General features: G+C 57.3%; 18 protein-coding genes. 4 read left to right on the forward strand and 14 right to left on the reverse strand.

Annotated elements, in window-relative coordinates:
- Window positions 1-89: 89 nt before the first annotated feature.
- A complete protein-coding gene (locus AC1AYX_RS04905; RefSeq protein ID WP_476502451.1) occupies window positions 90-671 on the reverse strand; it encodes a hypothetical protein in 582 nt (193 codons plus the stop codon).
- A 292-nt stretch (window positions 672-963) separates the two neighbouring features.
- Here AC1AYX_RS04905 and AC1AYX_RS04910 point away from each other — a divergent pair, with 292 nt between their 5' ends.
- Window positions 964-1,245 carry a hypothetical protein gene (locus AC1AYX_RS04910; protein ID WP_476502452.1) on the forward strand — a complete coding sequence of 94 codons (282 nt, stop codon included), beginning with the start codon at window positions 964-966 and terminating at the stop codon, window positions 1,243-1,245.
- Between the two features lie 36 nt (window positions 1,246-1,281).
- Here the strand turns inward: AC1AYX_RS04910 and AC1AYX_RS04915 are convergent, their stop codons facing one another.
- The gene (locus tag AC1AYX_RS04915; protein ID WP_476502453.1) at window positions 1,282-3,186 is read right to left on the reverse strand and encodes a DUF4012 domain-containing protein; all 1,905 of its coding nucleotides are present in this window, start codon (window positions 3,184-3,186) and stop codon (window positions 1,282-1,284) included.
- Between the two features lie 87 nt (window positions 3,187-3,273).
- Here AC1AYX_RS04915 and AC1AYX_RS04920 point away from each other — a divergent pair, with 87 nt between their 5' ends.
- Window positions 3,274-3,822 (forward strand): arsenate reductase/protein-tyrosine-phosphatase family protein, encoded by a 549-nt coding sequence (locus AC1AYX_RS04920; protein WP_476502454.1) that lies wholly within the window; start codon window positions 3,274-3,276, stop codon window positions 3,820-3,822.
- A 119-nt stretch (window positions 3,823-3,941) separates the two neighbouring features.
- On the opposite strand, the gene AC1AYX_RS04925 is transcribed toward AC1AYX_RS04920, so the two are convergent.
- Window positions 3,942-5,618, reverse strand: coding sequence for a tyrosine-protein kinase domain-containing protein (locus AC1AYX_RS04925; protein WP_476502455.1), 1,677 nt, complete (start codon window positions 5,616-5,618; stop codon window positions 3,942-3,944).
- A gap of 571 nt (window positions 5,619-6,189) precedes the next feature.
- Here AC1AYX_RS04925 and AC1AYX_RS04930 point away from each other — a divergent pair.
- Complete coding sequence (locus tag AC1AYX_RS04930) at window positions 6,190-6,624, forward strand: hypothetical protein (RefSeq protein WP_476502456.1); 435 nt, start codon at window positions 6,190-6,192, stop codon at window positions 6,622-6,624.
- A gap of 90 nt (window positions 6,625-6,714) precedes the next feature.
- Here the strand turns inward: AC1AYX_RS04930 and AC1AYX_RS04935 are convergent, their stop codons facing one another.
- Complete coding sequence (locus AC1AYX_RS04935) at window positions 6,715-7,896, reverse strand: hypothetical protein (protein ID WP_476502457.1); 1,182 nt, start codon at window positions 7,894-7,896, stop codon at window positions 6,715-6,717.
- Between the two features lie 87 nt (window positions 7,897-7,983).
- On the opposite strand from AC1AYX_RS04935, the gene AC1AYX_RS04940 reads away from it, so the two are divergent.
- Entirely contained in the window at window positions 7,984-9,366 is a 1,383-nt protein-coding gene (locus AC1AYX_RS04940) for a hypothetical protein (protein WP_476502458.1), read from the forward strand.
- A 29-nt stretch (window positions 9,367-9,395) separates the two neighbouring features.
- Here AC1AYX_RS04940 and AC1AYX_RS04945 read toward each other — a convergent pair whose 3' ends face one another.
- From AC1AYX_RS04945 to AC1AYX_RS04990, 10 genes are all read right to left on the reverse strand, one after another.
- Window positions 9,396-10,643: a nucleotidyltransferase family protein gene (locus AC1AYX_RS04945; protein ID WP_476502459.1), complete on the reverse strand. Its 1,248-nt coding sequence runs from the start codon at window positions 10,641-10,643 to the stop codon at window positions 9,396-9,398.
- Window positions 10,644-10,882: 239 nt separating this feature from the next.
- On the reverse strand, window positions 10,883-12,307 hold the full coding sequence (locus tag AC1AYX_RS04950) for an oligosaccharide flippase family protein (RefSeq protein ID WP_476502460.1): 1,425 nt from the start codon (window positions 12,305-12,307) through the stop codon (window positions 10,883-10,885).
- Window positions 12,304-13,410: a polysaccharide pyruvyl transferase family protein gene (locus AC1AYX_RS04955; RefSeq protein WP_476502461.1), complete on the reverse strand. Its 1,107-nt coding sequence runs from the start codon at window positions 13,408-13,410 to the stop codon at window positions 12,304-12,306. The genes AC1AYX_RS04950 and AC1AYX_RS04955 overlap by 4 nt, the downstream gene beginning before the upstream one ends.
- Before the next feature lies 1 nt (window position 13,411).
- Window positions 13,412-14,551: a glycosyltransferase family 2 protein gene (locus AC1AYX_RS04960; RefSeq protein WP_476502462.1), complete on the reverse strand. Its 1,140-nt coding sequence runs from the start codon at window positions 14,549-14,551 to the stop codon at window positions 13,412-13,414.
- A 35-nt stretch (window positions 14,552-14,586) separates the two neighbouring features.
- A complete protein-coding gene (locus AC1AYX_RS04965; protein WP_476502463.1) occupies window positions 14,587-15,735 on the reverse strand; it encodes a polysaccharide pyruvyl transferase family protein in 1,149 nt (382 codons plus the stop codon).
- A gap of 18 nt (window positions 15,736-15,753) precedes the next feature.
- Complete coding sequence (locus AC1AYX_RS04970) at window positions 15,754-16,815, reverse strand: glycosyltransferase family 2 protein (protein WP_476502464.1); 1,062 nt, start codon at window positions 16,813-16,815, stop codon at window positions 15,754-15,756.
- Between the two features lie 20 nt (window positions 16,816-16,835).
- Window positions 16,836-17,942, reverse strand: a complete 1,107-nt coding sequence (locus tag AC1AYX_RS04975; protein WP_476502465.1) for a glycosyltransferase family 4 protein — start codon at window positions 17,940-17,942, stop codon at window positions 16,836-16,838.
- A gap of 59 nt (window positions 17,943-18,001) precedes the next feature.
- On the reverse strand, window positions 18,002-19,072 hold the full coding sequence (locus AC1AYX_RS04980) for an acyltransferase family protein (RefSeq protein WP_476502466.1): 1,071 nt from the start codon (window positions 19,070-19,072) through the stop codon (window positions 18,002-18,004).
- Window positions 19,073-19,131: 59 nt separating this feature from the next.
- Complete coding sequence (locus AC1AYX_RS04985; protein ID WP_476502467.1) at window positions 19,132-20,253, reverse strand: glycosyltransferase family 2 protein; 1,122 nt, start codon at window positions 20,251-20,253, stop codon at window positions 19,132-19,134.
- 27 nt (window positions 20,254-20,280) lie between these two features.
- Window positions 20,281-21,102, reverse strand: a complete 822-nt coding sequence (locus tag AC1AYX_RS04990; RefSeq protein WP_476502468.1) for a glycosyltransferase family 8 protein — start codon at window positions 21,100-21,102, stop codon at window positions 20,281-20,283.
- Between the last annotated feature and the right edge of the window lie 43 nt (window positions 21,103-21,145).

A 21,145-nucleotide genomic window follows, 5' to 3' on the forward strand; every position in this document is an offset into this window, starting at 1 on the left:
TCATTATACGAAAAATCCCCCGCCCCGTGAGGAGCGGAGGATTCTCAATGATTGCGGCGGGCCGCAGCCCGTCCATCCATCTACCCGATTCAGCGGGCGTTGCCCTTGCGCACGGCGAACAGGGCGACGCCGGCGGCGACCATCAGGCCGAGGGCGATGATGTACGGCATGACGACGGTGCCGGTCTGGGCGGTGGTGCGACGGGAGGAGCCGGCGGTGCCGGAGACGGCGACGTTCTTGTTGGAACCGGTGGTGCAGGTGTTCGCGAAGGACACGGTCTTGGTCTGGAGCGTGACGTCATCGCCGTCCGAAGCATCCTTGGAGCCAAGCACGGAAATCTTGGCGTCCTTGCAGTTCAGCGTGGCGACCTTGTAGGTCTTGACGAAGTTGGAGCCGTCCTTCGAGAACGTGGACGTGACCTCTTCCCAGTTCGTGTGCACGTAGGCGGCCGCGGTCACGGAGGAGATCTGCGTGTTGTCGTAGGCGATGGCGACGTACGGGTACTTCTGCGCGGTGGCCTCGTCGATGGTCACGGTGATGGTGGCGACGCCTTCGGAGGTGCCCGGAGTGATGGTCGCGGAGTAGTCGGCGGCCATGGCGGTCGGTGCGAGGGCGAACACGGAGAGCAGCATTGCGGCGAACGCCGTGACGATGGCGGTAATCTTCTTCATCTCTGTTTTCCTTCCAGTGCGCAAATCCCCTTTGCGCATTACATCTTCAAGTCTTCTGTTATCGGATGGGAGATCGTCTCGTTCCTTCTCCCACTGGTTGCCACCCTAGCACGCGGGTTGACAAAACGGTATGGGTTCAGGTTAACAACCGGGTAACATGATGGAAGCGAACCCCGCAGGCGCGTCAGCACAACGCCTGCACAGGGTTTTCGAATAATGAGATTTTTGATACCGGTTTCAGCCGATGCCGAAACGGAGACCGGAACCACCGATAATTCGGCAAGGAGCATCGATGTCCGACGAGACGAAATCAGCCGCGAATGTGACGGACCGCACAGACACCCCAGACACCAGCATCATCGACCTCGAGGCCATCGACGAGAGTGTGCCGCTGACGGCCGTCGAAGCCCCGAAGGAGCATCATCACGGCAAGCGCATGAGCAAGGAGCATATCCAGCGGATCAGGCGCCGTCACCGTCGCGAACGGTTCCTGTTCCGTCTGGACATGGTCCTGCTCATCATCGTCTGCCTCGGCGGCGCGGGTACGCTCCTCGCCCTGGAGGCCCTCCAGTAGGCAGCCAGCCGGAAGCCGGCCCGCGCCGGTACTCCCCTACTTCACCAGCGGCGTCTGCCGCACCACGGTCTGGCCGGAGACCGAACCCGGCGCGGTCACCACGGTCGCGGTGATCGTGGTGCTCTCCCCCGGCGCGAGACTCACCTGCTTGCCGATCACGGTGAGCCCGTCGTGCAGCGCGTAGACGTCGCCCTTGGCCTTGTCGGAGCCGGCCGCATAGGAGGGGATGCCGCCGCCGGCAGGCGCGTACAGGTAGGTGATGAACTGGATGTGCCCCTTCTCGGCGCCGTTCTCCAGCGAGCCGATCACATAGGAGGGCAGCGAATCCACCTGCGAGGCGTCGAGCGTGTTGGTCATCGTGATTGTGATCTCATGCTCCTCGCTGCCGTTCTCATAGGTCTTGACGAGCTTGTCCTTCACGTCGCGACGGAGGTACCAGTCCATCTTCGAGGCCATCGCGTCGTTGTAGTACACGCCGATCACCTGCTTCGGCGCCGCGCCCTCGATGTCGAGGTACGAACCGGAGTCCTTGGTGACGAGCGTGCCGCCCACCGTGGTCCCGGCGAGCAGCTTCTGTTCGTCCTTGTCCGCGCTCCACACGTACAGATGCCCGTCGTTCGCCGCCGTGACGGCCTGCTTGGCGAGCGCGACGGCGTTCGTGCCGGACGAGTGCATCACCTTGCCGAACGCCGCTTTGGCGGCGTCGGAGAAGAACGCGTCCTGGTCGTCGCCATCGTGCAGATTGCGGTAGACGTCGCTCAGGAGGATGGACACGGTGTGCGTCCCGTCGAGCGTGGCCTTGTAGTCGCCGCGCGAGACCTCCACCGAACCGGTGACGGAGAGCAGTTTCTGCAGGAGCACCGGATCGACGGCGATGACGCCGTCCACCTGGTCGCCGTACTTGTCCTTCCACATGGCGGCCGAAAGTTCGCCCACACGCGCGAAGTCGGGGGTGAAGTTCACGTCCTGCATGAACTCGCCGAGACGGTCGCCGTAGACCCTCTTCTCGTCGTCGGTGAGGCTCACGATCGGGTCCTTGCGCGAGTCGAATTCGGAGGCGGGCACGAAGTCGTGCATCGTGATGGCGCCGTCGCGCACGGTCACGAGTCCCAGCGAGCCGGCGATGCCACCGGTGGCGCGGATCTCCGCGTTGTTCTGCGCGAGAATCAGATAGTTGCGCGAGCCGCCATCGCCGGAACCGGAGCCGGAGTCGCCGGAACCCAGCATGCCGGACAGGACCTGCGCGCCGCGCGCCAGGGAATCGCTGATTTTCGCGAACGAGAGGAACGATTCGCGCGCCGGGTCCAGCTGGTGTTGCAGCGCGCCCAGCGTCACGCCGTCGATGGACTGGAGCTCGCTGTTCGCTTTGAGCACGTAGCCGTTCGCCTTGGCGAGCTTCGGCGCGGCCGTGTCGAGCCCGGGCACGCTGATCTTGCCGTCGGCCACGCTGACCGTGCCCGGGTTCACGTCGTCCGCCGCGTCGGCGAGGAGCGGCAGCGCGTCGTCGGCGACGGTGTGCAGCGCGTCCACGGTGGAGCGGATGGCCTGGACGTCGCCGCCGTAACGCGGCAGGTGCGCCATCATCGCCCAGATCGGGTTCGACGTGTGCGCGTAGGCGGCGTCCACGTGCCGTTGCAGTTCGTCGACGGCGCCGTCGAGCTTCGACGCGGCGCCATCCTCGGCGATGTTCAGGCCGCGCACGTCGGACACGCTGGCGGCGGCCGATTTCACTTCCTTGGCGACGATGGCCGCGGAGACGGCGAAATACGCGCCGACGAGGATGATCGCGGACAGCACGACCGCCACGATGACGAGCAGTGTGTCACGCAGGACACGCTTCTCGCGGTGCTTCAGATAGCGGGGATTATGGTGTTCGGCGTCGCGCGCCTCATCGTCGCGCCCATGCTCCGGGTCGATGCTCAGTTCGTCGATTTCAGTCACAACGCCACTGTATCGTGAGGCTCACCCGTGGCGGGTACGTGCTCATTGCCACGGTATTGTCCCGACTACGCTCCTACGATGGATTCCATGCGTATTCTGTTCGTCTGCACCGGCAATGTCTCGCGTTCGGCGATGGCCGAACTGCTCGCGCCGCATTTCCTCACCGACCCTTCGCTCGAATTCGCATCGGCCGGCACGCGTGGTCTGCACGATCACGTGTTGTCGCGTGATGCGGCCGATCTGATGCGTCGCGACCATATCGACGAGGATCGGATCGCCACGTTCCGTTCCCGCCGCATCTCGCCGCAGATCGCGGGTGCCGCCGACCTGATCCTGTGCTTCGAGGAACGCCAACGCGGCGACATCGCGCTGGAGGCGCCGGTGAAGGCGCGCCGCACGTTCCTGATCACCGATTTCGCGAACCTGTGCGAGGCGGCCCAAAAAGAAGGCTGGATCGAAGGCGGGACGTTCGAGGAGCGGGCCGAGTCGGTGGTCGCCAACGCGGGCCTGCTGCGTCCGCAGCTGCCGAAGGCCGGCGACGTCGCCGATCCGCAGGGACAGGGCCTTGCGGCGTTCGTGGAGGCGCACAACATGATTGTGCGCCTGTTGAAGCGCATCGCCGCCGCGTTGGATTGATCATCATCAGGCCATCCCACGTGGCCGCGCGGTCCGAATATGAATATGACTGAGGGGTTGGAATCCTGGTTCGGATTCCAACCCCTCAGTCGTCATCAGCCATTATCGGCGCGAACCGCTCACTTGCGCTTCGGCTGGCGCGCCTGCCTGTCGTGGGCCTGCTTGGCGGGCGAAGCCGGCTGCTGGTCGGCGAGCGGCTCGGACAGCGGCTGCACGAGAATCGGCTTGGATTCGGCCGACTCCTTCTTGCCCTTCCTGCGCTTCTTGCCCTTCTTCCCGTCGTCGCCATAGCCGTAGCCGTACTGGCCGTAGCGGTAGTAGGAGCCGTAGTAGTAGTACGTGCCGTAGCCGCCGTTCTTCTTGCGGTCGGCGAGGTTGAACACGAAGCCGAGGATCGGCACGTCGAGTTCGCCGAGCTCGGTGATGGTGCCGCGCAGGGCTCGCTTGACGGCGACGCCCTTGCCGGAGACAAGCACGACGCCATTGCCCTGCTGGCCGAACACGGCGGCGTCGTTGGCGACGCTCATCGGCGAGGTGTCGATGATCACGTAATCGTACTGCTGCACGGCCTGCTTGATGAGATCGTGCATGATGGCGGAGTTGAGCAGCACGGAGGCGTTCTGGATACGCGGGCCGGCGGGCAGGACGTGCAGGTTCGGCTTCCAGTAGCGCTGGACCACGTCCCTGACGGTCGCCTGGTTGGACAGCACGTGGGCGAGGCCCACGTTGCCTTCGAGACCGAGTCGCTTGGCGACGGTCGGGCGTCGCAGGTCGGCGTCGATGAGCAGCACGGCGGCGCCGTTCTCAGCGAGCGTGGCGGCGAGGTTGCACGAGACGGTCGTCTTGCCTTCGGACGGCATGGACGAGGTGACGACGATGAGGCGGCCCTTGTCGCCGGACTTCGACGTGGTGAACGAGAGATTGGTGCGGATGCGGCGGAACTCCTCGGCGATCGCGCCGTCCGGCTTGGTCACGACGATCGGCTTCGTCTCGTTGAGGGATTCGTCCTTCGGAATCACGCCGACGACGGTCGCGTCCTGCGCGACGGCCTGGAGATCGGAGATGTCCTGGATGCGGCGGGCGAGCAGGTCACGCAGCACGGCGGCGATGAGGGCGAGCACCAGACCGATGACGGCACCGGCGGCGAGGTTCAGCTTGGTGTTCGGCGAACTCGGAGCGCCCGGCACGTTGGCACGCTGCACGACCGACAATTTGACGATGGAATTGTCGCCGGAGGAGTACAGCTCGGAGGCGACCACATCGGACAGGGATTTGGCCACGCCGTTGGCGAGAGTGGCGGCCTGCTGCGGATCGGCACTGGTGACGGACACACTCAGCATGTAGGTGTCCTCCGGGTTGTTGGCGGACACCATGCCGGACAGACGACCGACGCTCAGTGAATCGTCATGCTGCGCGTCGACGACCGGCTGCAGCACCGCACCGGTCTTCACGAGGTTCGGGTAGCTCTTGAGCTGGCTGGCAATATAGGTGCCGGCCGTGGACTGCACGCCCACGTTGTTGAGGTTGGCGTCCGCGGCGATGCTGTTGTAGCTGGCGAACAGCTGGGCGGTGGCCGTGTACATCTTCGTGCGGGTGAACGTGTAGCCCGCGACGGCGCCCACGGTGATCACGAAGACGAGCACGGCGACGAACCAGTGCTTGCGGATCGCCCGCAAGAGGTCGAGGATGGTCATGCCGGAGTTCTGGATCGTGCTTCCGTGACCGGCGGTGTTGTCCACGGCCGGGCGCTGTTCCGCCACGGCCACTTCATTCTGTTCGAGGGTATCCGATGTCACGGTCTCTCCTACTTCGTACTTCCTATTGTCCCGCTTCCAGACGGCCACAGAGACCGTAAGCGCGGATTGACGTCGCATTCATGTGAACCTTCAAGGCAGTATAACCGCAGGGGCGAACGCTAATCCTTCCTGCGCCATATCGCGCCCAGTTCACGCCGCAGGCTTCCCGGATGCCCGCGCAGGTTCTTGCGCAGGCGATGGAACACCGGCAGGAATCCGGTCAATCCGTTTCGGCATCGCGGATAGCGCTTCCTCGGTCAGCGCCTGGAAGGTCATGGCCTGCACCGAATGGCGCACGACCAGCCGGTACACGTCAAATCACGGTACCGTATCGGGTTTCGCATCGGCGTGGGCCCATGCAGTGCTGCCGCCATCAATGCAACGACGTATCGTCTCACCTCGTCGTGCTGCTGATTCGTGTTTTCCGGCATATCGGCGATCTGCAATTCACCTGCAACATTGCTATATGAATTATCAGGAAATAGGTGATTAATCCCATTCTTATTCGCTACAATATGAGACGATAACCAAATCATCATCGGTTTTTATCTGAATGAATTAAGGAGATCATATGGCATCCGTTCTTCAGGGTTTTGAGGAAGTCCAGCTGGTCAAGCCGGTCGGCAAGATCACGATGACGGTCACCGCCAATGCGGTGCGCTTCAACAAGGCCACTGCCCAGGTGCTCGGCTTCCCGGCGCACGTCAAGGTGCTCGTCAACGAGAAGACGAAGCAGGTGGCGATCGTCCCCACCACCGCCAAGGCGGACAACGCGGTGAAGTTCAGCAAGCCGGAAGGCAAGCAGACCGCGTCCGTGAACGTGAAGGACAAGGCCCCGCTCGCCGCGGTCTCCGCGTTCTTCGAACTGCCCGAGGCCCCAGAAGGCGAGGTCGCCTACCAGCAGGTCGTCGGCGAGTTCTACCCGAACGACAAGGCCGCCGTCTTCGACGCCGCCAAGGCCGTCGCCGGCACGATGAAGCGCCGCGGCCGCAAAAAGGCCGCCTGAGCGACTGTGCAGGTCCGGTAAACCTGTGCTATTGTCCCAAAACCGCGTTTTGGGACAATAGCCCTCCGGAATCCGCGTCGGAAACGCCGTCTATTGTCCCAACGGGACATTACGGATGAGCCGGATCCTCTCCACCATCGCCTTGCAGATCGCGTCGATGACGACCGGTGACATTCTCACGTTCGTGGCGAGCTGGTCACGGATGAGGTCCGGCACCGTGTCCAGCGCGGTCAGATCGTATCTATCCCAATTGCGGATCGATTCCAATTGCCGGTATGCGTTGGGTCTGTCACCCCAATCGTCGATCCAGAATGGTTTCGCGACGTAGTCGTCGTTCGACATCGACTCAGGCTCCATGCCATTCCAGAGGCTATCCCCACTGTCGAAGATGGGGGCCGGCCGTATCGCGAACGTCTCGACGTCGCGGATGAGGCCGAAATTGTTGTAATGCCGGTCAGTGTTGCGCAACAGAAAATCGAGGAACAGGAAATCGTCGGTGGCATGCTCTTCGGTCTCACGCGATACTCCAAGCCGCTCGCATGTGTCAAGCCAGATGGTCTTCCGCTCGTCATTGCGCCCCTCACGGAAGATATTCCTGATCTGTCCGCCGGCGATAAGCTCCTCGCTGTCGGAGAGCATTTCGTCGCAGACCGATACGCGTCTGCCCTCCGCTCGTCCGACGCGGTATTCGATGTGGTCGATGCCCAGCAGCGACGCCACCTCGTATGCGATGCGTTCGTTGTCCGGCTCCTGCCCGGTACGCCCCGCCTTGACCAGCTGCCTGACACCGTCGTCGCCGATGACCCATCGTTTCGGCAGGTCGCCGGCGCTGGTGATGTCCGGCGTGTTCACGTCGCCGATGCGCGACGAATGGCCGAGAAACAGGGCTTTGCCGAGCCGTTCGTCAAAATCGTTGTGGAAGAAGTTCACGTCCGACCATGCGAGATCGTCACGTCCGTCGGGCCTTACCCAGTATTGGTCGGACAGACTCAGTCCCATCGAACGGTCCAGCATGTCACCCGTGGGCTCGATGCCGCCGACGGCCAGCAGGGAGCGAAGACCGTCACGCGTCACGGGAATGCCGCGTCCCCGCCACCACGAGGTGATCGATTCGCCGTCCGGCTCCGGCCTGCCGTCGACGTACATGCCCAAGGGGACGCGTCGCTCGTCGAACACCTCCACCGCACGCAGCGCGTAGCCGCCGGTCTCGAAATACTCGTATTCCAGGACCGGATGGTCGCGGCACATCAGCACCCGATACCTGTCCGCCATGCTGCGCCTCCATTCATCACGGATCTGGTTCCATCCTAGCGAAGCCAAGACTCCCCTCCGTCTTGGGACCGTCGCATGATGGCGGGTGTGTTTGACAGTCATGGCATCAATCTGAAACTCCCGGCCTTCGTCCGCCGGCTCGATGTGGCCGACCGTTCCGATTACGTGTTCTATGCGGCGATCGCGCTGCTGCCGGTGGATGGCACGGTGGTCGGCGGCTATATGCCGTTCTGGACGCCGATCAGCCCGTGGCTGTTCCTGCTGTATGCGGCGTTGAACTGGAAGCTGATTCCGCAGGCGTACCGCAGGTTCCGCGTGTTCTTCCTGTTCCCGCTGTTCCTGATCGTCCTGTCGCTGGTGGGGTGGCTGACGATTGCGTTCCATCCGTTGCCGACGGCGTGGTCGCTGCTCGGCGTCTGCGGCGCGTTGGCTTGTCTGACGTCGCTGGAGATCGCCGTGCGCGTCAAACGGCTGGACTGGCGGCCGATGATCCATCTGCTCATCGCCGCCTACTGGGTGGCGTTCGCCGTGGGAGTCGTGCAGTTCCTCGCCATCCAGTTGGACGTCACGCCCGCCCGCGCGCTGTTCAGCCATGTGATGGCGCGGCAGTATATCACCGCCGATTCGCCGTGGGGAGGGAACCGCCCGCAGTTCCTGTTCGCCGAGCCGAGCTATATCGGCATGCACCTGTATGGCGTGCTGCTGCCGCTCATGTGGATGATGCGCGGCCGTGACCGCGTCTATGTCACGCGTCTGCGCGATCTCATCATCGTGTTCGCGCTCGGCAGCATCCTCATGCACGCGGGCGTGCGCATCATCATCGACACGGGCGTGGCCCTGATCGTCGCCATCGTCGAATCCACGGATTTCTGCGACAAGACGCAGGCCAGACGCGCATGGGGCATGTTTGCCGCGATAATCATCGTGGGAATGACGGTAGCGCTGGCGAACGGGCGCATCCGTTCGATACTCGTGCAGGGCCCAGTGGCCGGCGACGCCTCCTCATCCGCCCGGCTGTCGCAATCATTGTCGCCGCTCATCGCGCTGCTCCAGCATCCTGTCAATCTATTCACCGGCTTCGGCGCGGGCAATATCGCCGAAGCGAGCCGCATGGGCGTGACCGCCTCGTATGCGTTGCTCAACGGTCCTGACGCGAAGGTCCCCTGGTGGGTGTGGAAGAACTGGAGCCCGAACGACACCTCCACGATGAGCGCCTACACGAGTTTCCTCACCGAATTCGGCCTCATCGGGTTCGCCTCCCTCATCTGGCTCGTCATCCGCCACGTCACCCGTCTCCACGTCTGGAGCAAGACCACGATCTGCTGGCTCGTGCTGACCGCCTACCTCTACATCCAATTCGAAGGCTACGCGTTCTACGCCCTGCCCCTGCTCGTCTGGGTTGCCACAGGAGATCGTGTTATGGAGGGGTCGCGAGTCTATGAACTCATTCACACAAGGACGCCGTTCTAAACCGCACAACTCTCCGAATTCGTAGCGAATCATCGGCGCGAATGGAGACTCCACGCATGTACGGTTGTCTTAATCTCCTCCCACGTTCTTTGTGGATATTTGATTACGCCACGGAACATACGATAGAAAACAAGCATCGTACGAGTGAGCACATTACGGGACCATTGCGGAAAGTACTCTTCCACCCATGCCTTGGATGGGAACAATCGTCCACGCCAGTATTGGAACAAGGATTTTCTCTCCCCTTGACGTTTAAGTGCCTGGCTGAATCGGTGCTCGAATGAGCCGTAAGTGCCTCCAGCCAATACGTCCTCGAACAAGGACAGCCCATCAGCAGAGACCAACCGGTCCCATGAATCAGGCTGGTCCATAAGCGCGATGGACAGCTCACGAACGTCACGCTCAAAATCAGTCAGTCCAAGAGCCGCCAACTTGTCATGCGTTCTCGGCGAATTGACAACCTCTGCGAATTTCACACAGTAAAGGTACTGGTCCGCGAGAAATCGTAATCCAAATCCCGAATTGCGATAATGCTTGAGCATGTGTTCCAAGTGAAAAATATACTCTTCATCGGGCGTCAGTACGAACTCGTTTTGAGAGTTCTTCACCTGCTGTACCAACCTCCACGGATTGGCATAATGATTGATTTCTGTCTCATGCGCGCCGTAGCTCATTTCCGCAGCCGAAATCAACGTCCTATGCAACTCGAAATGCAGTGGCGTTTTGGCGAATGAACCATCCGGAATGGTGTGATACCCATGGTCGAACATGATTCGACCGGCAACGTCCTGTGCTTTATCTCTCCAATGCTTACGCTGTTTCCCCGTTTCCCCTCGAGCTGTCCAGCCACCATGGGCATCCGTTTCAACATACCCGATTAGCAAATCCTGATCCGACATCGATCTCATGCCCGGTTGCGGATAGTACCTTGTCACGATGATGCCTTTAAGTGGAATCCAAGAGAGTCCTGCTTTAGCAAAATCGGCGAGGATTGCCTCTCGATCCACGTCATAGCTGACCTGCTGGAACAAAGACATGTCCGCGTCGTTACGCCACCGTGCGGCAATATCATGTGGCATGTCATCCAGCATGTCTTCGGACAAGGCGGGGAATGTCAATGATTGGATGGAGTGCCGGACCGTTAATTGATAGATCTGTTCCCATGGTGCATCCGACGGTTTGGGGTCGGCTCTGCGCTCATGCAACGCAGCGGCCATCAGCGTGATAACGTACCGCTCTACCGCCCCGAACCGGGGTTCTTTCTTCTGCTCCGGCATAGTACAGAGTCTATCGCACACTTTGCTCGATCTGCGCATTCGGCAAGGTCCGGCCTTTGCCGGAAAGCAAAGTGCTTCCTGTCAGTTCAGGAAGCACCGGGCCCCTGATCGCGCGGAACCGTATCAGACGTGACCGAATTTATGGAATCCGATCGGCTGATTCAGGTGGCTGGATATGAGTGGAGCGGGCGAACTGCCCGCTCCTCATATCCAGCCACCGTCGCCGCCGGCTCTTTGCGTTACTTGCGCTTGACGAGCATCGATTTCACCTTGCCGAAGACCGAACGGCATGCGAAGACCTGCAGACCGCAAATCACGACGGTGAACACGGCGGAGACGACCAGATACGAATCCCAATGGATGACGCTGACGACCGACTGCGCGATCAGCAACACCATCGTCAGAATCACCACCGGCCAATCCACCTTGAAGGCGAGGATCTTCTTCGCAGTAATCACGCGCAGCACGAGGACCAGCGCGTTGCTGATGACCATCGCGACGCCGGCACCGTAGATGCCGGCGACGGGGATCAGCAACCATGTGCACAGCACGCTGCTCACGGCTCCGGCCACGGTGGTGGTCATCAGATGCTTCGTCTTCATCGCGGACGTGTAGACCGTGCCGTAGTACGCGTTGAGAATGTTGAAGTAGAAGGCGAGGATCATGATGGAAATCATCGGCCACGCATAGTAGAAGTCCTTCTGCAGCATGAAGGACGCGAACCACTGCGCGAGGACGATGATGACCGTGCTGACCACGGCGATGCCGCTGTGGTACAGCTTGAACACCGTGGCGAAGAAGCCCGAGATGTCCTTCTTCTTGAACTCCTGGAACGCCGACAGCTGCCACGCCTGCTGGAAGATGCCCGAGAAGGTGTTCAGCAGGTTCGGGATCTTCTGCGCTGCGGCGAACAGGCCCGACGCGCCGATGCCGATCATGCCGGTGATGAAGAATCGATTGATGCTGACGCCGATCCACCAGAACAATGCATTGGGGATCATCGGGATCGAATACGCGAGCATCTTCTTGAGCAGTTCGACGTCCGCCTTATGGAAGATCAGCCGGACGTGCTTGAACTGCCTGCCGAGCAGGATGAAGGTCAAGGCACCGCACAAGTTGCCGATGATCAGCGACCAGAAGAAGCCTTCCGTCGCGTAGCCCATCTTCGCAATCAGCAGGACGGCGAGGCCGCCGGTGACGAGCGTCGAGACGATCGAGGCGACGGGGATGAGCTTCAGTTCGTTCAGCGCACGGGCGAGCAGACCGAAGAAGTACTGGGCGGCGCTTACCACGTAGCACAGTAGGAAAAGAAGCTTGTAGTCGCCTAGGCCTCCGAAGAACGGCAAGTCGAGCAACGGGAGCAATGCCGCCACCACGATGACGCTGAGGATAATCAGCCCGACGCCGAGGGAAATGTATCGGTCCTGATGCTGACGGTCATCGATTGCGAATCGAAGCACCGCGTCCGAGGCCGACAGCGTGGCCAATGGCAACAGCAGCGCAACGACCGTGGACGACATATCCGTCACACCGAACTGCTCCGTCGTCATGTAGTACGTGTACAGCGGTACCAGGAAGAACGTGATGAGCTTGGTGGCGAACTGGCTGAACGCGAACAGGCCGGTGTTGAGCAGGAGATTCTTGTACTTGTTCAATACCGTCACTCCCCCTGCGCCTGCATGTGCAGCCCGGTGAATTCGGCGATGCTCCGGGCCATGTCGTCATAGGTTTGCTGCAGCAGCTGTCGGTTGGTCGGGAAGCTCGAGGTGTCGAATCGGACGAGCTCGCTGATGAGATCGCCAGTGACGGCCTCAGGGACCGTCAGCCTCACGTAGTCCAGATCCTTGATCCACTGGTTCACGCCTTCGACCTTGCCGTTGATGTTGTTGAAGGCGATGCACGGCGTGTGCGTGATCGCGCAGAACACCATCGCGTGGAGACGGTCGGTGATGACGAGCTGCGAGCTCTTGAACTCGCGGAGCTTGTCGCGGACCTCGTCCTCGCGCTGCGTGAGCGGGAACGAGTGGTCGGCGACCGTGTCCGTGTAGTGGTGGGACAGTCCCCGTTCGTCGAGAAGCGCGACGATATGCTTCAGCGAGGCGTCGTCGGAGACCTTCTCCTCGTCGTGGCGGAAGCACAGGGTCACACCGTCGCGTTCCCGCTGCTCGATGGGGTCGTCCAGGAACAGCGCGATGTCGGGCGTGTAGATCGTCCGACGCTCGGCGAAGCCGAACTCCTTATGCATGAAATCGTAGCTGCGACGGTCTCGCATGCAGAAGAAGGTGTTGTCGTGCGCCTGGTAGAACTCCTGCCGCCCCTTCAGGCTGGCGGCCGCCGAGTCGCCCGCGTAGAACACGGTCTGGGGGAAGTAGACGCACGGGAGGTCTCCGGCATGGGCGATCTGGCTCATGGCGTTGTCCTCCTCGTTGCCGCCCCAGAGGGTTCCCATGTAGCCGCCGCCGTGGAGGAACACCGCTTCGACGTTCGGCATGGCGGCCTTGATGTCCAGACCGTTCATGTCGCGCCACTGGGGCGCCGTGATCTCGATGATCCGGTACCCGGGGAAGTAGTGGTCGAAGAACGCGTACTCTCCCATCGTGATGGCGTGGTCGCCGAGGTTCCTGTATGCGGCGGTGTTCGCCAGGAGAATCGCCGGCTTGCTCTCGTCGTTGTGCAGGGAGGACAGGAACTCCTTGCGGTTGCGAGGCGCCTGCACGGCGTTGAGTGATCGCTTGATCAGTGATTTCGCTCCGGAAAGCACGGACATGTTACTTCCTTTCCTCTGTCTCCCCCAGCAGGCCGAGGATGGCCGAGGGGTATCGTTTCACTGCCTCGTCGAATTGCGCGTCGGTCCACTGCTGGTCAGCGCCGCGCTCCGTATCGGATGCCGCGAACTTTCTTTTCGCAACGCGGGCAACGCCCCTGAGGATGGCATCCACCTTAATACGGCTGATGTTTCCGTCCCGGTAATGGTGAATCACGCCGTTGGCGGCCTTGGTGTACTCCGCGCGAGGCTGCAGCACGTCATCGCGCACCGCGTTGTCGGCGAGCGTCTTGTCGATGTCCGCGCGGGACATCCCCGCGCGTGCGGCCGCGTCGAAGAAATCGACGATGGTGCCGCTGAGCATCTCGTAGGCCTTGTTCACGGCCGCGGGATCGTCGCCGTGGGCCTTGTGCCATGCGGGCAGCTTGGAGTATTCGGCGAGACGGACCGCGCGCATCTTCATCTGGTTCCAGTTGTTGGTGATCTGGCTGCCGCTGGCCCTGCGGATCTCGATGAACCCCTGGTTGCAGAACATGACGCGGTTCGCCAGATACGCGCACTGGTGGCGGAAGATCGATTCCATCTCCGGGCGCGTGGTGGCGAAGGTGATGTCGTTGCGCAGCACCAGATCGGCCGAATAGATGTTGGTCGCCAGCTCGTAGGGGATTTTCCAGGAGACCTGGTCATGGGTGGGGAACACGCCGTTGGTCGGGATGCGGTCGAAACGGAGGTCGCCGAGCTGCTCGTTGCCGCGCACCCGGGAGTTGACGATCATCTCGACGCCCGCGGATTCGCACTGTTCCAGGGCATGGTGCAGCTCCTCGGTGTACACGCCGGGGAACATCACATCGTCGTGGTCGAGGAAGATGATCCACTTGCCTCGCACATGAGGGTAGCCGAGATTGCGGTTCTGGCCGAGTCCGACGTTCTCGTGGGTGAAGAAGCGCACCCGGTCGTCCTGTGCGGCGTACGCCTCGCCGATCTCGCGGGTGCGGTCCTTCGAGCCGTCGTCGAGGATCAGCACCTCGAAGTCGCGGCACGGCTGGCTCAGGACGGAGTCCACCGCCTGCTTGAGGAAGTTCTCTCCGTTGTACACGGGGACCATCACCGTCACATACGGCCGGTCTTGCACGTTATCGTTCATCTTCCGTTTCCTGTCTCTTGCTGCTCTTTCACTGCTCAGGCCCGATGGTCGCCACGCTCGCTGAGGAAGGCGTCTAGCGCGGCGAACTGGCCCTGAGCGGCGGCGATCACGTCGTGCACGTCGAAGGCGACCGCGTCGCGCACGGGTGACACGGCGGCGAGTTCGTCGTCGGTGGTGCGCTTCAGGTCGACCGCGTCGGCCATGTCGAAACCGATGTCGGTGAGGACGTGCTTCGTCTTGTCGCTGTACATGATGGGCAACACGCGCGCACCGGCGACGAGTCCCAGGATCGTGGCGTGGAAGCGGGTACCGACGACGATCTCGGAGGCCGCCAGTTCCGCAAGAAGCTCATTCATATTATCCGTGTAGAACAATGAACGCACATTAACGCCCCGTCGTGAGGATTCCTCAGCCAATCGTCTCACGGCATTGTCGTCCCCTTCAGGAGCGGAGAATGAGGCCAAGACGACATCATAGCCCGCCTGCGAACACTCTCTTATGGAGCGAAGCAACCAATCCTCGTACTGGCCTTTACGGCCACATAATGCGCCGAACTTACCTTTATTCTCCAAGTCGACAACCGAAAAGAGGACCTGCTTGTGCTTGGTCGCAACCGGAAGAGCTGCGGTGAACAACACATCCGGAGCGCTCCGCACGCACTTGACGTCCGGGAACAACGCCGCGGAATAAGTTTCACGGAAACATACATCATCGCAGTACGAGTCAAAAAACCTACGATATGAATCTAAATAATGATGAGAATAATAGGGGCCAAAATTCGCGCCAAGAATAAAATAATGCCCGGCCGCTTTCGCATAAGAAATATCCTTATGCGAACGGTACAGCCTCTGCAGGGCATCTTTAATCCCTTTCTGCCTCGACTCCATATAAATGGATCCGCCAATAGTTACCATGGCATCGGCAGATGCAATCAGGCCAAGCCGCCTGTTCATCGACTCACGCGCAAGTTTAGCCTTCGCAAGAGTGCCCCCCTGGCCGTTGGCCGCACTGTCGGGAGTAATCAATTTCAGATTAGGGAAGCGTTCAATGAGATACCGATACGACGAATCAGCATAAACCTGAAAACATACATCAGGATAACGCGATAACAGAGTAAAAAGAAATAAATCATCCCCTAGATTGTGCGAGAGGAAACAATCAACGAATACAGTCTTCTTTTGCATACACACCTCAAATAATCATTATCGTACAATGGATCGAATAATGCTTCTTACACGAGTGACCATATGTAGCCCTCTATGAAGAATAGAATAAAGAATATAATGACCATCAATAATAAGACGGTACTTCAGCTGGGAAGCAGCTACCCGCTGATAATATGGGTTATCTTCCCATGAAGGGAATTTTTCCTTCATATATTCAATTAGTTTCGGTATCGCAGGAGAATGCAATCCTTCCCAATCCAGAGCTCGGACGATTCCAGCGTACCTGACCTGTTTTATTGCCTGATATTCGATTTCATCATGATATTGCGATATCGAATCGCCAGCATGCAACAGGACAAAATCCATAGCCTCCGTAATGTCCAGCAACATCTCCGGATGTGGAACATGCGTGATGCTTGAATCATGGTCGATGAAGTAGTACAAATCCACATCGAGCGCCGCAGCATTCTCCGCCGCCACCGTTAAAGAAAGAATGGAGGCGAAATCTTCGCCAATGTGGATTCCTTCGCACAGATCGATTCCGCTGGTCTCGAACAGTTCACGTTTCACCAGCTGCGCCCACATTGCGGCGCATTCCGTCATGATCTCACGTTTGTCGATCTCCCGATACTCACCGGTCCCGTGCTTCGGCGGCCAAAAATACACACCGGCTTCGGTCATACCCACGACGTTGATCTGCAGGATATCGGGCTTATGCTCTCCCAATACTTCCAGAACCCGTTGCTGAGCGTCCCAGTCCACGTAATCGTCACTATCGACGAATTCGATGTACTCTCCCCGGGCCTCTGCTATTCCACGGTTACGAGCCGAGCTTTGTCCACCGTTGGTCTTGTGAATCACACGCACCGCGTTGGGGCATCCGGCGGCGATCTCATCCAATAGGTTCGCCGTTTTGACATGTGAACCATCATCGACTGCCACGATTTCCAAGCGAGCATCTTTCGCCTGCGACAACGAGTCGAAACAAGTACGAAGGTCATCCGGCCTGGTGTTGTATACAGGAATGACCACACTCACCAAAGGTTTACTTGGACCGGTCAACTCATCTCCATTCCGTCCGATTTCGTATTCCACCATGATATCCAGCTTCCGAATGCTTACTTTCCCTGAGGCCGAATGTTCTCGTCATACAGTTTCATGAACTGTCGCACCTTATAATCCGTGGACAACGTCTTGCGGTACGTCTTGCAACGCTCCACGAAGTCATCCAGATGGGCGTCCAGTGCTGCCAAATCATCCTCGTTCCACCCATCCTTGACGATGCCGAGTTCATGACTGCGTATTTCCTCAGCATTCAATGGCACTGAGGTAGTGATCACGGGGGTGGCGCTGGCAATCGATTCCACGATAGACAGCATGCTGTTGTCTTTCGCGGTATTGACCAACATTGCCTTAGCCTCGCTCAGGTAACGTTGCAACTTGTCATGTTCCAATTGCCCCATGAATTCGATATGGTCATCCAATCCGAGCGACCGTGACAGCTTCTCCAAGTCCGCACGACGATTGCCGTCACCGATGATATACAGCTTGCAACCTGCATTATAGCGACGTACATAAGCATCGAAAGCCCTGATGATGCCGTCAATGCGTTTGCGATCAATGAGCTGGGAGACTACACAGAACGTATTCGTCTTGCGCGAAGCCGTACGGAATACGTCAAGGTTGACGCCGTGTCCGATTACGGTCTCGCTGACTCGTCGACAATAACGGGAGATGAAAGTCCGAGCTTCCTTGCTTCGTCCAACCACCAGTACCTTGCGCATGAATAATTTGGGAATCACGTTGTACCAGAATCGAGACAACATGCCACCACCCATACGGTTATGTTTGGCCATTTCATGCCAAATGATGGTTTTTTTCTTCGCGAAAATCGAGCAAATCAATGAATCGATGGAAAAGACTTCGCTAGTGATGACAAGATCGGCATCACTATGCTTCAGATAGCGGATCAAGCCAAGATTGACAGGAATACGATGAATGGGAAAGAACTTTTTCCAATAGCTCTTCAACCATACAACATCAAAAGGGAAAATAGTCTGTTTAGTCGGCTTCCACTCATCGGCGGCGACCAGAGTCATATCTATTCCGGCACGCTGGAAAGCGAGACAGAGGTCATAACTCATTGTGCTGGTGATGGTGTCGACCTTAGGAATAGAAGCATTCTCAGGCGTGTAAACAATAGGATTGACAAACAGAACTTTCATCGGACACCATTACTTTCTGCTATCTTGATATTGATACTTCTAACCAACGATTTGATGGCTTAAGAACGCCTACGCCACAAAGACCAAGCGTAGTCGATGGCTTTCTTTGCCAGAAGTGCAAAACAGGTTACACCCACGATTACTAGAGCAAGGGTCATAAGATAGTCAATTGCTGGGTTTCCCGTGAGATGTGTAAGATGCAACATATTGAGCACTTGGAAGATAAACAAGTGCGAGAGATAGATTTCGAAGCTGATTCCACTGAAGAATTTTGCAATCCGATTACTGAAAATCTTATGGTCGGATGCAATTGCGAACACCATCCAAGGAACCCACAGTACAAGTTGCTTAAGATTGGACGTCCACGCAGGACCACTGACGTACAGCAGAGGCAAAGCGGCAAGAGCAATCACCAGAGTGAAGATTCTTGCCGGCCTGCTCATTGATTCGATACGATCCTTGTAGAGGAACAGCAGTCCACCGGCGACAAAGAACATCGCTTGATAGATGAATCGGCGGTCATCCAGATTGCCGTTGGTCTTGTGGAAATAGAACACACAGGAGAGACTGAGCGCAATGGAGATGGCGAATGTTGCCCACGCACGTCGCTTGGTGCTGATGGTGTATACGAAGAACGGGAACAAGAAGTAGAAAAGGAATATGACACCAAGCGCCCAGCCTACACCGATGACTTCGATATTCAAATCGGGCAGCAGGTTAAATACCATGGTCACATCGGCGAAGGCTTCCCAGAGGGAGTCTTTCCCGCCTGTACCAATGATATCCAGCAGCACGAGAAGCGCAAAGAACGGTAAAAGCTTGGCTATTCTTTTAGTATAGAAACGTTCAGGAGTGATTTCAGCGTTCTTGATTCGATTGTAGTATCCGCAGCATAGGCCAAAACCGCTGATGATGAAGAACAATGTGACAAAAGTTCCCAGAGGATTCACGAAAGCCTGGATGACGGACATAATATCGTTTCCGTTGCTGGAATCGATACGGTACTGTCCACGAAGCATGACATGCATGATGACAATTGCGAACGCGGCAATAGATCGGAAACCGTCCAAATCGTTATAATGTCTGCTCACAGATTTTTGCGGTGAAATCATCTGTTCATGTTTCGCCATAATATTATCTTTCTTCTCTTTCTCCGTCAAATAATCTGGTATATATACTACCTAGATAATTATCTTCCAATATAGGCAAAGTAACAAGCAAGCTTCCAAAGACGATAATTACGAGTGCGTAAAGCCTTCTCTATATCCTGCCATACGAGAGATCTCTTTGTGGATAAACCGGAGAACTCGGGAGCGGAATTGATAAGATTGGAGCAAGCAAGGAAGAAGGTCCTACGATCAGCTTCGCTCCATCCCGTGATGCGGCTCGCCGCCAGGGCTCCAAACTGCCCGATAGTCTGCTCGTACAGTGTCTGACCTATATGCAATCCCAACATACGACATTGCTCTAGAGTCGCTTCGACCACCCAATAGGCATCCGCCGACTTACTCTGTTTCGCGGTATCATGCGATGCGGAGTCCTTCCGAATCCGATAGAGTGTCTGGGCGAGAGGCTGTCGTTGCTCAGAGTAAAAGGGAACTATGCAATACGCCTGCAACGTATCTTCAAACCAGTACCCCTCAAGAAAACGAAGGTTACGCCATACGGAGGCACGATACATACGACCCCAAGGCATGCCGCAACTTCCAATTTGGTACGGCTTTGAAATCGTCTTGCCCGATTCGTTTACCCTGATGTAGGACCCGGACACATAATCGGCTCCCGATGAATCAATGGCTTTCATCAACAGATCAATAGCGTTCGGCGCAAGCATATCGTCCGGGTCCAGGAACATGACATTACGGCCATGTATATGATTCAATCCCGTATTTCGTGCAGATGCCGCCCCACCATTGATTTGGCTGATGACGATAAGATTGTCATGGAGATTTTTCCAATTATTCAATTTCTCATGAGTATCATCAGTGGAACCATCATCAACGGCAATAACCTCTACCGAATAATCCGTAATTTGATTAAAAACCGATGACAAACATTCATCAATATACTTTCCAATGTTGTAGCAAGGCACCACTAAGGACACATCGTAGCTTACAGTTCGATCTCCATGATCGGAAGTGTCGGGAACATACGAAGAACGTGGATGAATACTCGACAACTTCTCGCGCACCGCAGCATCATAAGACAGAGGAGAGGAATGGGCCGCCCCGTTCCTCATAATGCGATACAACAATCCATTTCCCGGAATACGCGGAAGCAAACGAGGCAGAACTTTTTGCATAGAAAACATAATTCAATCCACCACACATTCAAATGCTTAATTCCGCTCAAGCTTCTTAAATTCTCTTACAATAGAGAACTCCGCAAAAGAGAACCAACGAATCGCCCGCAACAGAATGTGGACGTAATCGCTAGTCGTATAATTCCAAGGCTTCACCTTACCCACAAAGTGCACAACATAAATCTCCTTTGGGGACTTTAGGTATCCTTTCCTTAGATACTCCGGAATAAGGCTAATGAACTGATTGTACGTTTCAGGAAGATGAAGATTATCCTGGTTCTTCCAATCTTTGAAGTAGTGATTGATGATATCCTGATCACCAATGCCCTGACCATTGAGCATATCGGAAGAAGGCTTTCCTTCTATGAGATTTACGAGATCACGCTCCAAGTAGCTAGAAGGTTTGAATACCATAAGGCCAGAGTTCAACTGATTCCATGACGAATTGAAATGATGGCCCGCCGCCACTGCGCTCATATGGGGTTTATCGAACAGATGATCGATATTCCTCAATACAATCATATCCGAGTCAAGATACACCAGAGTATCAAATTGAGTTAGACCGAAAATCCTGAGCTTGAAGAACGTATTACTCCAATTAGGAGAACCATTCTTGATATTGAGCTCACGAATATACTCACTTGGAACAATATCTTTAGCCGTCAATATCTGAATGGACTCGCTTCGCAGCGCTTGGACCCCTGATTCGGACATGTTAGCTGTAGTCAGCACAATAAGGGGATATGCAGACCTGACCGACTGCAATGATCGATTTAGCGCTACCACACCCGGCAAATATTTATCATCCGTACAGATTGTGATGAATGCCTTTTGAATCTTGCTTGCTCCTGTATTCATAACAAATTTCCTATCTCGTTGTGTTGTTGAATGCTTTGAAACA

Source organism: Bifidobacterium sp. LH_419, assembly GCF_056356955.1.